We start from the raw sequence: 15,000 nt of genomic DNA, 5'->3' as shown, positions 1-15,000 counted from the left end.
GATCCATTTACCTAATGCTTAAAAATATTTAATCTATCGAAATTATTTTAAATATTAAAAGTTCATTATTAGAAAACAATGTAATAATGAACTTTTAACTTAAATGTATTCCTTTAACCCTTCTTCATCTAAAACTATTATATTTTTCGTTCCTGCTATCTTTATCAGATTCTCATCCTCAAATTTTTTCAATTTTCTACTTATAGTCTCTCTAGTTACACCAATATAATTAGCTATCTCCTCTCTTGATAAAGGTAATTTAATAGAAATATTTCCACCTACATTTTCTCCATACTTTTCTATTAAATCAGTTATTAAATAAGCCATTCTCGAATCGACGTCATTAGTTGCTAAATTTTGAACAAGATTTTCTACTTTTGACAGTCTTTCCCCAACCGCTTCTAATACCTTTATTCCAATTTCAGGATTCCCCATAATTATATCTCTCATTTCATCCTTAGTGAGAGTACATATCTTTGCACCAACTATAGCTTTAGAATTAAATCCATATTTTGAAGGTTTTATAAGTTCTAATTCCCCAAAAAAATCCCCTTCTGAAAGTATATGTAGTATTTGCTCCTTACCATCCTTTGTATATTTATATAATTTTATTTTACCTTCATTTATAAAATAAAGTGTATTTGCTATGCTGCCTTCTGTAAAAATAATATCGCCTTTATGATATTCCTTGTGATTAATTTTCTTCACGATCCTTAACAATTCTTCATTATTCAAATTCTCAAAAATTGGCACTTTACTTGCACAAAACTGCCCTCTACAATTATTGCAACAATTTCCACAATGACTATTCATAACCTATTCTCCTCTATAAGATAGTTTCAAAACAAAATTAAAAACTCATTCTTGATTAAAAATAATTTTACTAATATTTTTTTCTCACTGTATATTATTTTTTCTGATGTTTTTTTCTAATTCCATCAGAATATTCATTCACTCTATTATTTAGCCCTCTCTAATCTCTAAACCCTGATGTTTCCTATAAATATTTATATATTTTCCTATTTATATAGTAAAATATATAAATAGGAATATTTAAAACTATTTTTATTTTAATATATTTTCATATTTTTATGTAAACCTATTAATATATAAATATAGGAATATATATTTATATTTTAACTTTTCCCTATTGCTGAAAATTAATTACTAAATATCTACATTGTTTCTAAAAAAGATCTTAAAAGTTAGAATGAACTTTAAAAAAGTATTTTATTTAAAATAAATCCTAGCTGCAATTTTGCCGCTAGGATTCTATATTTTAAATAATATTGTAGATTATTAAATAGGGTGTTTCTTTATTTGCTTGAATTTATTTTATTTGTTATTTAATTAATATATTATTTTTAAGCTTCCATAAACATCTTCATATCATCTTCTACATTAGTGATTCCACCAATTCCAAAGTTATCTACTAATACCTTAGCAACATTTGGTGAAAGGAAAGCTGGAAGTGTTGGCCCTAAGTGAATGTTCTTAACACCTAAGTGTAATAATGATAATAATACTATTACAGCTTTTTGTTCATACCAAGCTATGTTATATGAAATAGGTAATTCATTTACACTCTTTAATCCAAATACTTCTTGAAGTTTAAGTGCTATAACAACTAATGAATATGAATCATTACATTGTCCTGCATCTAATACTCTTGGAATTCCTCCAATATCACCTAAGTTTAATTTGTTGTATTTATATTTTGCACAACCTGCAGTTAATATAACTGTGTCCTTTGGTAACTTTTCTGCAAATTCTGTGTAGTAATTTCTTGATTTAGCTCTTCCATCGCAACCAGCCATTACAAAGAATCTCTTTATAGCTCCAGTTTTAACAGCATCTACAACTTTATCAGCAAGTGCTAAAACTTGGTTATGAGCAAATCCACCAACAATTTGTCCTTTTTCTATTTCTGTAGGAGCTTTACATTTCTTAGCCATTTCTATTACTTTAGAAAAATCCTTTGTTCCATCAGCCTTAGCTTCTATATGAGCACATCCAGGCATTCCTGTTGCACCAGTTGTAAATAATCTATTCTTATAAGAATCCTTTGGAATAACTATACAGTTAGTAGTCATAAGGATTACTCCATTAAACTTTTCAAATTCTTCTTTTTGTTTCCACCAAGCATTACCATAATTTCCTGCGAAGTGACTATATTTCTTAAATTTTGGATAGTATTGTCCAGCAAGCATTTCTCCGTGAGTATAGACATCTACTCCAGTTCCTTCTGTTTGCTCAAGTAACATTTCTAAATCTCTTAAATCATGTCCTGAAATTAAGATTCCAGGATTATTTCTAACTCCGATATCTACAGTTGTTATTTCTGGATGTCCATAGCTTTCAGTATTAGCTTTATCAAGTAATGCCATACCGTCTACACCAAATTTGCCTGCTTCAAGTGCTAGTCCTACATAATCATCAACTGTTAAACTATCATCAATTGTAGCTGCTAATGCTTTTGCCATAAATGCGTGAACTTCTTCATTGTTGTATTTTAAGTTCATAGCATGCTTCATGTAAGCAGATAATCCTTTTAATCCATAAGTTATAAGTTCTCTTAAGCTTCTGATATCTTCATTTTCAGTTGAAAGAACTCCAACCTTTTCTGCTTTTGCATCAAATTCTATTGTATTGTCAGCAGTCCAAGTAGCAGCTTCTGGCATAATCATTTCAGTAGTTTGCATTCCAAATACTTTTTTGAAAAAACCACCAGTTACTTTTACTTCACCAACAACTCCACCAGCTTTAATTACTTTAGCTTTTAATTCTTCTCTTATTTTTAAAGTTTCTTTCACTCTATCTAAAATAGAATCTCTATCGAAGTTTGCATTTGTAATTGTTGTAAATAAGTTTTCTGTTATATATTTATCAACTTTAGCTTCAGTAACTCCAACTTTTCTTCCTTCGTTACTTACTATAGCTAATCCTTTAGTTACATATATTAATAAGTCTTGAGCTTTTGCTACATACTCATCCTTACCGCATATCCCTACTTTAGTACAGCCTTTACATCCTGCTGTTTCTTGACATTGATAACAAAACATTGACATATTATGTCCTCCTATTTCCTATTTTTCTTTTTATATAAATAATTAATAATTTCTTGTTAATTTCTCTTAACTTTGACAATTTAGAGTTTACTACATTGCCAATATCATTTCTGTAACATACGTTACTAAAACAAAATTAATATTTTTTAAATTTCTGTATTAGCTCTGTGCTACGGTTATATATTACTAAAATACTCTATTTAAATCTGTAACGATGGTTACGTAATTTAAAAAATAAAAAGACAGCTAGTCCGCTGTCTTCTATATTCTTATATGCAGATATTATATAGATAACCAATTTTAAGATTTGACTTACCTAGATAAACATATTTATAATTTAGGTAAATTCCCACATAAGAATTACTCTTAGTTATCTATTAGAAATTATGATTCTGGTGTAAAGCTACAATATCCGATTTCATCACATCGTGCCTTCATATCATTCCATACATCCTTGTCATTTATAGCTTCCACTGCTGTAGGATATAATATATAATTTTCTTTAAAAATATGATCCCTTAGATTGAATATGATATATTTTGCAGTTTCATCGACTTTTTCTTTAAATTCAGTAAATTCTAATTGAGACACTTCTATTGCTATCTGCTTCAAAAATCTTTTCTTTGCTCTTAAATCATCATGTTCCATTCTCATAATTCTTGTTGGCCCTGTAATTTTTCTATCTTCCATCTCAGCAAAAAGCACTTCTTCCTCTCTTTTATGATGATTTTCTGCGTCTAATATATTATCAACAACCTTTATTAATTCTTGAAATTCAATTAAATTACTATCATAGCTTTCTAATTTTTGAATCTTTGAATTAATTTCTTCAAGTTCTGTTAAAAATCCAAGAATTTTATCATGTTCTTCAATAAATGTATATACAACATGCCCTGGTTCAATTTTAGTCTTTATCTTATCAAGTTCACCTCTTAAAACTTCCATATGAATATCACAAAGATGTCTTAAGTCCTGTGGATTCATTCCTTCTTCTATTAGGTTTTGCTCCGCTATTGAAAGCTCAATTGGATTTATATCTGACACAATTTCTAATGCTTCTCTTCTTAACGTTTCTGTTATTCCATCTTTATTTAATTTTTGTAAAACTTCAGTCAAACTTTGTATTTTTGTATTATTCATCTCTAAATCCTCCTATGGACATGTGAATTTATATATTCAATATCTCTATGACCTAATTCTACTTAAATTTTTATTATAATAATGTGATTTAAATCAAAATTTCGAATATTTAAGTTATAAAAGAATTACCATTAGAATATCGGACATTAAATTTAAAACAAAAGGGTTATATTTAAGAATAAACTAATTTGTTTCTTAAATATAACCCTTATCTTATTTTAGCTTAATACATGGTCCATGACCCGTAGCGATAAACTTAGGTTTTAACTTCTTCAAAGTTTCTTGTAAATTTTCAAGCTTCTTATTATCTGGTATTTGCTCTGGCTTAATATTATTTACTTCTGTATTCCAATCAGATTCTTTTACTGTACCTATTTCTTTTCCCATAGCAAACATCAAATCACTGCTAAAAAATATTCTACGTCTATTTTCTACAATTAACAATCCATCCCAAAGGTGCATTTCTGAAGGATAATTGATGAACTCTAATTCATAATTATCAGTATTTAAAGTTTCTTCTGCTTTTTTAGTAATAATCTCTGCTTTTATTCCAAAACCATTTAACTGACGTGCTGTAACTTCAGAGCAAATTGTTTTAGCTTTAGGAAAGTGTTCTAATATTAATGATAATCCTCCACATTCATCTGCTTCAAAATGTGAAATAAAAATATACTTTAACTCTTTACCATTAAGTGCTACTTTTAAATCTGGTAATAACGCTTCTGCCTGCATCACATTCCCTGTATGAATTAATAATGGTTCATCACCTAATAACAAATATTGATGAAATGTAAGGTTAATCGGTTCAACGTAGCTATTAAATTGGTATAAATCTTCACTTATAATTGGCATAATATAAACAACTCCTTTTCTCTTAAGGTATAAAGATTATAACTTCATCTTTTAATCTCATTTCTTTGTAATACCTATTCTCCATATTTCAGGCCCCTGCTCTAAATATTTCCACTCAAAGCCCTCTGGAAAGTTAACTACAAACTGCTGATAAAGTGGACGTGGATCATGATCATTTATAAGTTCCATTGTTTCACCTTGCGCAAGCTCTTCAAAAGCTTTAAATATAATCCCCTTTTTATGACCTCTTTCATAAATTCTAACATCTATACTAACAGCAAAACTTGGCATAATTAATTCCTCCTTTAATATTATCATCTAAACTTCTTTTTAGATGATAATATTATAACCATTATGCTGAATTTTTAGCGTGATTTATATCACAGTGTTAGTAGCTTTTTCTTTTATATTCATTTATTTCAATTACTTTAGAATCTTCTTATTCTAAAGTAATCTAATATTAACTACGCTTATAATTTTTAATAAACAATATGTATAATATCTTAATCCTCTATTAAAAATATTATTGAAAAAATTTAATAATATTTTACTGTATGAAAAAGACAACAAATTAATGAGCTTAATACCCCTTTAGTTTGTTGTCTTTCTAAATTCAATTTTATAATATCTTGCTCTATTTAATTACTTTCATTCCACCCATATATGGTTGCAAAGCAGTTGGAATATTTATTGAACCATCTTCATTTAAATTATTTTCTAGGAAAGCAATAAGCATTCTTGGTGGTGCCACTACTGTGTTGTTTAATGTATGAGCAAAGTATTTACCATCTTTGCTATCTACACGGATCTTTAAACGACGAGCTTGTGCGTCTCCTAAGTTAGAGCAACTTCCTACTTCGAAGTATTTCTTTTGTCTTGGAGACCAAGCTTCTACATCTACTGATTTTACTTTTAAATCTGCTAAATCACCTGAGCAGCATTCTAAAGTTCTTACTGGTATATCTAAAGAACGGAATAAATCAACCGTATCTTTCCACATTTTATCATACCACTTCATGCTATCTTCTGGTTTACATACAACAATCATTTCTTGCTTTTCGAATTGGTGGATTCTATATACTCCTCTTTCCTCTATACCATGAGCTCCTTTTTCTTTTCTAAAGCAAGGAGAATAGCTAGTTAAAGTTTGAGGAAGTGAAGTTTCAGGTAATATTGTATCTATAAATTTACCAATCATAGAATGTTCACTTGTTCCGATTAAGTATAAATCTTCACCTTCAATTTTATACATCATAGCATCCATTTCAGCGAAACTCATAACACCAGTTACAACTTGACTACGAATCATGAAAGGTGGAATGCAATATGTAAAGCCTCTATCTATCATAAAATCTCTAGCATAAGAAATTACTGCTGAATGTAGTCTAGCTATATTTCCCATTAAGTAATAGAATCCATTACCAGCTACTTTTCTAGCACTATCTAAATCAATTCCGCTTAATTTTTCCATAATATCTGTATGATATGGAATTTCGAAATCTGGAACAACTGGTTCACCAAACTTTTCTACTTCTACATTTTGGCTATCATCTTTACCAATTGGAACACTTGGGTCTATTATGTTCGGAATAGTCATCATGATAGTCTTAACTTTTTCTTCTAATTCCTTTTCTTTAACGTCTAACTCAGCCATTCTTTCTGAATCAGCATTGACTTTTTTCTTAATTTCTTCAGCTTCTTCTTTTTTACCTTGAGCCATTAAGCCCCCAATTTGTTTTGATAACTTATTTCTATCAGCTCTTAAAGCTTCTACTTCTTGCTTAACTTTTCTAAGTTCAATATCTAAAGCTAAAACTTCATCTACTAACCCTAACTTATTATCTTGAAACTTATTTTTTATGTTTTGTTTAACAATTTCTGGATTTTCCCTTACGAATTTAATGTCTAACATTTTTTTCCCTCCTGATTAAATATATATATTATTATTTCAAAAAATAAAAAAACCATCCCAATATATAATTGGGACGGAATAATCCGCGTTGCCACCCAAATTGCTGGTAAATAGTACAACCAGCCCCTCGACACTAGTATTATATAGGTTACTAACCTTTGCATTTATCACGCACAGCTCCAAAAGTGGAAAAATTTAACCTTTCACCGATTCGCACCACCCATCGGCTCTCTGAAGAAATTTATAAATCGTAGTTTTTATCATCGCTGTTTTTTTATAACTATTAATTTATTGCTATATATATTATATATATATTTATGTTAATTTTCAAGTATATGTTTATATTTAACTTAATAACTAGTTTTGGAATTATATTGACCACTATAAATTTCTTATTAAAGTCTACTAAAAAAATTAAGGTGAGAAGATTTATATAAAAATTCTTCTCACCTTAAATAAATATTATAAATATACCCTTAAAAATTTTACGATAATATATAATTACACTATCGTAAAATTTTTCACTTACTTTGAATTACTATAGCATATGTATATATATAACTAGATATGCCTTTTTGCTCCAATATCTTCGTTTATCAGTTAAAATCAATTCTACTAGAATTCTAAAAGATAGTTATACATTCTTTAACAAACTTTAACCCTTCTTTTATATTCCTATGCTTTAGCACCTTTATATCAAATCCAAATACTTTATAAATTAACTGTACGCAATATCCGATTCCAATGGCAGTGACTAACGTTCCAATTCCGACAAACCCGCCTAGAATCCATCCAATAATTAGGGCTCCTGCTTCTATAAATAGCCTTATTACTCCAATTGGTTTACCTGTACGCTTAACTAATGCAATCATAAGACCATCTCTAGGACCACATCCCATTTCACATCCAATATACAAATAGCTTCCTAAAGCTGTAACAAATAAGCTTCCAATTAACATTATTATGCCTGTATATATGTTATTACAAACTGGAATGATTTTAGAATGTATTATTAAATCAATAAAACATCCAATTACTATCATATTCGCTATAGTTCCCATCCCAACTTTAAGCCCTAAAATACTTGTGATTGCTACTATTATTATTCCAACCATAATGCTTGCCTGCCCAATAGTTAAACTAGTTACATTGGTTAATCCTTGGTGAAATACGTCCCACGGACTTAATCCTAAATTCGAATTAAGAGCCAACACAGTTCCTAGTGCGCATAATAAAAATCCGAATGTCATTCTAATTATAAGTGCTAATAATTTCTTCATACTTCTCCTTTAATTTTTAAAATTTTTTTTGGAATTATAGGCCAAATTACTTGCAATAATTCCGTTAGCTTAAATAATAGTTTCACGTGTGCATAGCTGATTATAAGCTAATCTTTCAACTAATAGTCAAGTTTACATCAATTTAATAAAATATTCAATTCATTTTTTAATTTAAATCATAATTATTATCGAATTTTTTTATAGTTCATCTTATTTTTTCACAATTTATTTATATCATTTATAGATTCTCACTATTAATATTGTTGCTCTAATAGTACATAGCTGTGTCTAGCTTAAATTTTGTAAAAAAAGAATAACCTAGTTATAACCTACCTAAAGTAGTTCTATTAGAAGTTTATAGAACTACTTTTTAAGCTAATATAACAGATTATCCTTTTAATATGATATATTGGTATTCTTATTACATCTATAAATTTTTTCTATTTTTCATCTCCCAATTTAAGAGTAAATGATAGGCAAAGACCTATTATAACAAATATTACTGCAACTAAAGTTCCTGATTGAAACCCAGTTGCTATAGCAGCTTGCTCTGGAACTGAATTACTTAAAGCCTTTAATTCCGAAGCTGACATAATACCTATAAATAGTGATGAACCAATTGCAGCAGATATCTGTTGAAGCGTATTTAATATAGCTACCCCATGAGGATAATATTCCTTTGGCAACTGATTTAGTGAGCTTGTCTGACAAGGTGACATTGTAAAACCTACTCCAATGCATACTAATACATAAAGAACGATAATTCTTATAACAGATGTATCACTGTTTGATCGAGATAACATGAATAATGATATTAAGGTTATAGTTAATGCTATTGGTACTAAAATCTTTATTCCAAATTTATCATATATTTTTCCGCCTATAGGCGTTACAAAACCATTAGCAAGTGCTGCTGGAAGTAATGCCATTGCAGCTATAAAAGTCGTTGTCTTAAGTGCTCCTTCAAGGAACATTGGCAACATAACATTCATAGTGAACATTGTCATCATTGAGATCATAACAATTAATACACCTATTGAAAATACCGGATATTTAAATGTACGTATGTCCAGCATGGGTTCGTTTAAATATAGCTGACGTAATCCAAATAAAATTAACGATATTATTCCAATCCCAAAAATTGCGCCAATGATCCTTAGATCTCCATCTCCACTAATACTACTAATTCCATATATCGTCCCTCCAAACCCTAAACTTGAAAGTACAATTGATGTAAAATCTATTTTGGGTTTAGTAAGTTCTCCTGCTGTAATTAGATAAATCGAACCTAAAAACATAGCTAAAACTATAATTGGAATTAGTATTATAAATAAAAAATGCCAGCTATAAAATTGAAGTATAATTCCAGAAACTGTCGGTCCTAATGCTGGTCCAAGAGAAATTGCACATCCGCATATCCCCATTGCTGAACCATGCTTCTCAGGTGGTGTCACAAGTAAAACTGTATTCATCATAATAGGAATCATCATTCCAGTCCCTGATGCCTGCAGCATTCTCGAGATAAGCAACATTGCAAATGATCCTGAGCAAGCTGCACAAATTGTACCAATTAAAAGTAAAGTCATAGCTCCCAAATATAATTGCTTTGTTTCAAATGTTTGAATTAAGAATGCTGTAACTGGAACTAGAATTGCTACCACTATCATATATGCTGTAATTATCCATTGCATAGTTCCCGCTGTAACATTCATTTCATCCATTAAAGGAGATAATGCCACGTTTAGTATAGTTTCATTAAATACTGAAATAAATGCGCTGAATACTAACACTGCTACAATTGCTTTTGTATTAATATTGATTTTAGATTTTGTTGTTTTCGTTACTTCCATTAAAATTCTTTCCTCCTTTTTAGACCAGTCTACATAATTAGTGATCAAAAAGAAAACTATCTCAAAGTAAATTAAATTACACTTAATTCTAAATAAAGAATTTTGAGACAGTCATCTCCGTTGTTGGTAATTATATACATTATTACAAGCTCACTAGATACTTATTAAATTAGGTATCTGCTTCGCAATTAATCTAAGTGGATTTCCATTTTTTTTTGTTAATGATAATGTGATTCCGCCTTCCATCATAGCGCCAATTACACAACCTAATTCATATGCCTTTTCTTTTTTCATTCCAGCCTGAATTAACCTTTCAGAATACATATTCTCCAAGGTTATAAATACGTCCTCACAAGCGCCTCTTAATACTTCGCTTGTCAAATATGTTTCTAATGCTAATAGACTTATAGACATATCCCTGGTTTTTTGTTCATTATCAATTACTTCTGCCAAATGCTCCATATTAAATATAATAGCTTCTACCGGATCTTTAATACTTTCCAAGTTCTTTTGTAAATTAGATTTTATTTTCTCTCCTGCCAGATTTATAGATTCTAAAGCAAGCTGCTCTTTCCCTTTAGGAAAATGATAATACAGCGATCCCTTTGGTGCACCGCTCTCTGCCAGAATTTCATTTAATCCAGTTGCATTGTATCCTTTAAGTTCAAAGAGTCTTGATGCAGTTTCTATAAATTTCTCCTTTGTATTTACCTTATTACTCATATCTATGATATACCTCTCAAAAATTATAGTGACTGGTCTATATTTTATAATATCTAATGCCATTAAAAATGTCAATACAGGAATCTACAAGTTATCTATGTTTATTTTTACGTAATCCTGTGTTATTATTTGGTTAGTTCATAGTGATTATCCTCAGCTTATTTTTTCTTTAGGGATTAAATCATAACACAGAATAATCTACTATGGATTTTTTTTAGTTCAATTTCATTTTGCAACAGGTCATTAAAATAAGTTTTATTAAGGCTCATGTTTAGCAACTTTAGGCAATTTAAATAATTTTATCTTTATTTTTTCTTTATATTAGATTAAAATTATTATTAAGCAAAAATAACAATATAGTTAAGAGGGAATACTAGTTAAAATAAATGTTCTTTTCTTAATTTAAATACACTTATAAGTGAGGTAAGACTATGTCAAACGAAATAAATTCTTCTAATTTTATACGAAATATCGTTGTAGAAGATCTAGAAAGCGGAAAGCATAAAGAGATAATTACTCGTTTTCCACCAGAACCTAACGGTTACTTACATATAGGCCACGCTAAATCAATTCTTTTAAATTTTGGTTTAGCTGATGAGTTTAAAGGAAAAACTCATTTAAGATTTGATGATACTAATCCTGTTAAAGAAGATACAGAATATGTTGAATCAATTAAAGAAGATGTACAATGGCTTGGTGGTCATTGGGATGAGCTTTTCTTTGCATCTAATTATTTTGATGAAATGTATAACAAAGCTATTCTACTAATAAAAAAGGGTAACGCTTATGTTTGCGACTTAACAGCTGAAGAAGCTAAAGAATATAAAGGTACGCTAACACAACCTGGTAAAGACAGCCCTTACAGAAATAGATCTGTTGAAGAAAACATAGATTTATTTGAAAGAATGAAAAAGGGTGAATTTGCTGATGGCGAAAAAGTTCTTAGAGCCAAAATAGATATGGCATCACCAAATATAAATATGAGAGATCCTGTTATATATAGAATATCTCATTCTACTCATCACAATACTGGTGATAAATGGTGCATATATCCAATGTATGATTTTGCTCATCCATTAGAAGATGCTATTGAGCATGTTACACATTCTATCTGTACTTTAGAGTTTGAAGATCACAGGCCACTTTATGACTGGGTAGTAAAAGAATGTGAAATGGAAGCTACTCCAAGGCAAATAGAATTTGCAAGATTAAATATGACTAATACTGTTATGAGTAAAAGAAAATTAAAACAATTAGTTGATGAAAAAGTTGTTGATGGTTGGGATGATCCTAGAATGCCTACTATTTCCGGACTTAGAAGAAAAGGATGTACTCCTGATGCGCTAAGAAATTTCTGCAGCGCTATTGGTGTTGCTAAAGCTAATTCTGTTGTTGATTCCCAAATGCTAGATTATTTTATAAGAGAGGATTTACAACTTAAGGCGCCATTGTCTATGGCTGTGTTGAATCCTTTAAAGCTTGTAATAACTAATTATCCTGAAAATGAGACAGAAATGCTTTCAATAGAGAATAATGCAAAAGATGAAACTCAAGGTACAAGACTTGTTCCATTCTCTAGAGAATTATATATTGAAAAAGAAGACTTTATGGAAAATCCACCAAAGAAATACTTCAGGTTATTCCCTGGTAATGAAGTTAGACTAAAAGGAGCCTACTTTGTTAAATGTAACGAAGTAATTAAGGATGAAAATGGTGAAGTAGTAGAAATTCATTGTACTTACGATCCAGAAACAAAGAGTGGTTCTGGCTTTACTGGCAGAAAAGTTAAAGGAACAATTCATTGGGTAGACGCAAAAACTTGTCTTCCTGCCGAATTCAGGTTATATGAACCTTTAATTTTAGATGATGCGCCAGAAAATGAAGGGAAGCATTTCCTTGAACAAATTAACCCAAACTCATTAGAAATATTGCAAGGTTTTATTGAACCAACTGCATTTAAAGATGCTAAACCTCAAGATAAATTCCAGATGGTTAGAAATGGTTTCTTTAATGTAGATACTAAATATACAACTGCTGATAAGTTAGTATTTAATAGAATTGTTCCATTAAAATCATCATTTAAATTAAGCTAATAATACAAATTGAAAAGGCAGAGAAATCTAATGTATAAGATTTCTCTGCCTTAATTTATTTTTAACCTCCTAATCCAGATAATTTTATATAAAACTATTTGATTAAAATTTTTTATACCACTTAAAAATTCTTCATCATTTTCATTATAACTAAATCATAAATTCCACCTAATTTTCTATATTTCGCTAAAAGCCAACATTTACTATTAAGTTGATAAATTACATTTCGATAATAGAGTAAGTTTATATATTAGGGGGAATGCAAATGATTACAAAATCTACAAAAAAGACAAAAGGCTTACCTATAAAAACAAAACTCATTTTAGTAATGATCTTATTACTGAGTATACCTGTACTTGTACTCGGATTAGTAAGTTATTATGTAGCAAGAGCTGAACTTGAAAACAGCGGGAAGGTTTTATTAAAAAATAGTGTAGAAATGACATTACAAGTGATTGATTCAAATCAAAAGCTTGTAGATCAAGGAAAACTATCTCTTGATGACGCTCAAGAAAGAGTTAGAGAATATATGCTTAGCGAAAAACAAGCGGATGGTACAAGAAAAATCAATCAAAATTTAAGCTTAGGTAAAAGTGGTTATTTGTTAGCTTATACTCAAGATGGAGTTGAAGCAGTTCATCCAAGTTTAGAAGGCAAAAGCGTGCTAGATTATAAAGATAAAAAGACTGGTGCATTATTTGTTAAAGATCAAATTAAAGTAGCCAATGATGGCGGGGGGTATCTAACTTATTGGTGGACACTTCCTAATTCAGATAAGATTTCAGACAAAATAACTTATCAAAAGACTGATCCGCATTGGGGATGGGTAATTTGTGCCGGTACTTATATGAATGATTTTAATATTGGTTCAAATAATATTCTTATTACTACTCTTATTATATTATTATCAGTAATTATTTTAGGTTCTGCAGTAATTATGATATTTGCAAAACACATATCTACTCCAATTAAAGAAATTAGTAACGCTGTAGATACTGTAGCTTCAGGTAACTTGAATATTAAAGCCATCAAAATCAAAAATAGAGATGAAATTGGTAATCTAAATAATTCCTTTAATATAATGGTTAGAAATGTTAACGATTTTATAAGCTCAGTTAAAGATTCAATTAATGTTGTTTTTGATTCTTCCAAGTTGTTAGATGAAATTGTTGCTGAAAATACAGCTTCTATTAATGAAGTATCCGATTCCGTTGAAGAGATTGCTAAAGGTTCAAATGAACAGGCTAAAGAAACAGAAAATGGAGTTATAAGGGTTAAAAATTTATCAGAAAAGATAGATTTAGTTACAAGACTAACGATAGAAACTAACGATATTGCAGTTAAAACAACTAATATAAGCAACAGAGGTTTAGAAGCAATTGATTTACTTTCAAAAAAATCAATTGAAAATAGCAAAGCCACTGAAAAAACTAGTGCCATAATAATGGAAGTAGATAAAACTTCTATTGAAATTGGATCTATTACTGAGGCAATAAGCCAAATTTCAGAACAAACAAATTTATTATCTTTAAATGCTGCTATAGAAGCTGCAAGAGCTGGTGAGCAAGGAAAAGGCTTTGCTGTAGTTGCTGAAGAAGTTAGAAAATTGGCTTCTCAATCTTCAATGTCTGCTTCAAAAGTTAAAGAATTAATCAATGGAATCCAAGATAAATCAAAAGCTGCTGTAAAAGCCATTGAAGACGGAAAGTTAATAGCTAAGGAACAAAATAATTCTGTAATAGACGCTAAGGATATATTTGTTGAAATATTAAAATCTGTAGAAAAGATTACAAACGATATGAAAAACCTAAAAACTTATAGCCTTGAAATGGAAAACGAGAAAAATGAAATAGTTGAAGTTTTAGAGACTCTTTCTGCTTCAACTGAAGAAAGCTCTGCTGCCACTGAACAAATTTCTGCTACAACTGAGCAGCAACTAGCAAATGTAAATCAAATAGCTAAACATACTCAAGACTTAAATAAACTTGCAGAAAAGCTTAGAGACGCAGTTAATGCATTTCAAGTTTAAATGAATTAAGTTCAAACTTTCCAATAAAATTAAAAAGGCATAGTGTTTGGAGT

General features: G+C 29.6%; 11 protein-coding genes and 1 other annotated feature. Of the genes, 2 read left to right on the top strand and 9 right to left on the bottom strand.

The features are described from left to right. Positions 1-99 precede the first annotated feature (99 nt). The 9 genes from T483_RS0125710 to T483_RS0125670 form a co-directional block, all read right to left on the bottom strand. On the bottom strand, positions 100-813 hold the full coding sequence (locus T483_RS0125710) for a Crp/Fnr family transcriptional regulator (protein WP_026889416.1): 714 nt from the start codon (positions 811-813) through the stop codon (positions 100-102). Between the two features lie 551 nt (positions 814-1,364). Continuing rightward, positions 1,365-3,068 (bottom strand): hydroxylamine reductase, encoded by a 1,704-nt coding sequence (hcp, locus tag T483_RS0125705; RefSeq protein ID WP_026889415.1) that lies wholly within the window; start codon positions 3,066-3,068, stop codon positions 1,365-1,367. 384 nt (positions 3,069-3,452) lie between these two features. Beyond that, the gene (locus T483_RS0125700) at positions 3,453-4,208 is read right to left on the bottom strand and encodes a DUF438 domain-containing protein (protein WP_026889414.1); all 756 of its coding nucleotides are present in this window, start codon (positions 4,206-4,208) and stop codon (positions 3,453-3,455) included. A gap of 213 nt (positions 4,209-4,421) precedes the next feature. Then, entirely contained in the window at positions 4,422-5,060 is a 639-nt protein-coding gene (locus T483_RS0125695) for an MBL fold metallo-hydrolase (RefSeq protein ID WP_026889413.1), read from the bottom strand. A 57-nt stretch (positions 5,061-5,117) separates the two neighbouring features. Continuing rightward, on the bottom strand, positions 5,118-5,351 hold the full coding sequence (locus T483_RS0125690; RefSeq protein ID WP_026889412.1) for a DUF2249 domain-containing protein: 234 nt from the start codon (positions 5,349-5,351) through the stop codon (positions 5,118-5,120). 343 nt (positions 5,352-5,694) lie between these two features. Continuing rightward, a complete protein-coding gene (gene serS / locus T483_RS0125685; RefSeq protein ID WP_026889411.1) occupies positions 5,695-6,972 on the bottom strand; it encodes a serine--tRNA ligase in 1,278 nt (425 codons plus the stop codon). Between the two features lie 66 nt (positions 6,973-7,038). Then, positions 7,039-7,245: a binding site (T-box leader), on the bottom strand. 350 nt (positions 7,246-7,595) lie between these two features. Continuing rightward, entirely contained in the window at positions 7,596-8,252 is a 657-nt protein-coding gene (locus tag T483_RS0125680; RefSeq protein WP_026889410.1) for a YczE/YyaS/YitT family protein, read from the bottom strand. A gap of 440 nt (positions 8,253-8,692) precedes the next feature. Next, positions 8,693-10,102 (bottom strand): DHA2 family efflux MFS transporter permease subunit, encoded by a 1,410-nt coding sequence (locus T483_RS0125675; RefSeq protein ID WP_026889409.1) that lies wholly within the window; start codon positions 10,100-10,102, stop codon positions 8,693-8,695. Positions 10,103-10,255: 153 nt separating this feature from the next. Next, the gene (locus T483_RS0125670) at positions 10,256-10,825 is read right to left on the bottom strand and encodes a TetR/AcrR family transcriptional regulator (protein ID WP_026889408.1); all 570 of its coding nucleotides are present in this window, start codon (positions 10,823-10,825) and stop codon (positions 10,256-10,258) included. Between the two features lie 431 nt (positions 10,826-11,256). On the opposite strand from T483_RS0125670, the gene T483_RS0125665 reads away from it, so the two are divergent. Together T483_RS0125665 and T483_RS0125660 are read left to right on the top strand one after the other, a co-directional pair. Beyond that, positions 11,257-12,918, top strand: a complete 1,662-nt coding sequence (locus T483_RS0125665) for a glutamine--tRNA ligase/YqeY domain fusion protein (RefSeq protein ID WP_026889407.1) — start codon at positions 11,257-11,259, stop codon at positions 12,916-12,918. Positions 12,919-13,183: 265 nt separating this feature from the next. Next, complete coding sequence (locus tag T483_RS0125660) at positions 13,184-14,947, top strand: methyl-accepting chemotaxis protein (RefSeq protein ID WP_026889406.1); 1,764 nt, start codon at positions 13,184-13,186, stop codon at positions 14,945-14,947. The last annotated feature ends 53 nt before the right edge of the window (positions 14,948-15,000 follow it).

It is taken from the genome of Clostridium beijerinckii HUN142 (assembly GCF_000621745.1).
Taxonomy (GTDB): Bacteria; Bacillota; Clostridia; order Clostridiales; family Clostridiaceae; genus Clostridium; species Clostridium beijerinckii_A.
Note: the sequence above shows the minus strand (reverse complement) of the source record. Positions and strands in the feature narration are given on the sequence as shown.

Excerpts from the sequence above, each read along its gene's own strand:
- T483_RS0125710 (WP_026889416.1), bottom strand. The coding sequence starts at position 813 with ATGAATAGTCATTGTGGAAATTGTTGCAATAATTGTAGAGGGCAGTTT.
- hcp (WP_026889415.1), bottom strand. The coding sequence starts at position 3,068 with ATGTCAATGTTTTGTTATCAATGTCAAGAAACAGCAGGATGTAAAGGC.
- T483_RS0125700 (WP_026889414.1), bottom strand. The coding sequence starts at position 4,208 with ATGAATAATACAAAAATACAAAGTTTGACTGAAGTTTTACAAAAATTA.
- T483_RS0125695 (WP_026889413.1), bottom strand. The coding sequence starts at position 5,060 with ATGCCAATTATAAGTGAAGATTTATACCAATTTAATAGCTACGTTGAA.
- T483_RS0125690 (WP_026889412.1), bottom strand. The coding sequence starts at position 5,351 with ATGCCAAGTTTTGCTGTTAGTATAGATGTTAGAATTTATGAAAGAGGT.
- serS (WP_026889411.1), bottom strand. The coding sequence starts at position 6,972 with ATGTTAGACATTAAATTCGTAAGGGAAAATCCAGAAATTGTTAAACAA.
- T483_RS0125680 (WP_026889410.1), bottom strand. The coding sequence starts at position 8,252 with ATGAAGAAATTATTAGCACTTATAATTAGAATGACATTCGGATTTTTA.
- T483_RS0125675 (WP_026889409.1), bottom strand. The coding sequence starts at position 10,102 with ATGGAAGTAACGAAAACAACAAAATCTAAAATCAATATTAATACAAAA.
- T483_RS0125670 (WP_026889408.1), bottom strand. The coding sequence starts at position 10,825 with ATGAGTAATAAGGTAAATACAAAGGAGAAATTTATAGAAACTGCATCA.
- T483_RS0125665 (WP_026889407.1), top strand. The coding sequence starts at position 11,257 with ATGTCAAACGAAATAAATTCTTCTAATTTTATACGAAATATCGTTGTA.
- T483_RS0125660 (WP_026889406.1), top strand. The coding sequence starts at position 13,184 with ATGATTACAAAATCTACAAAAAAGACAAAAGGCTTACCTATAAAAACA.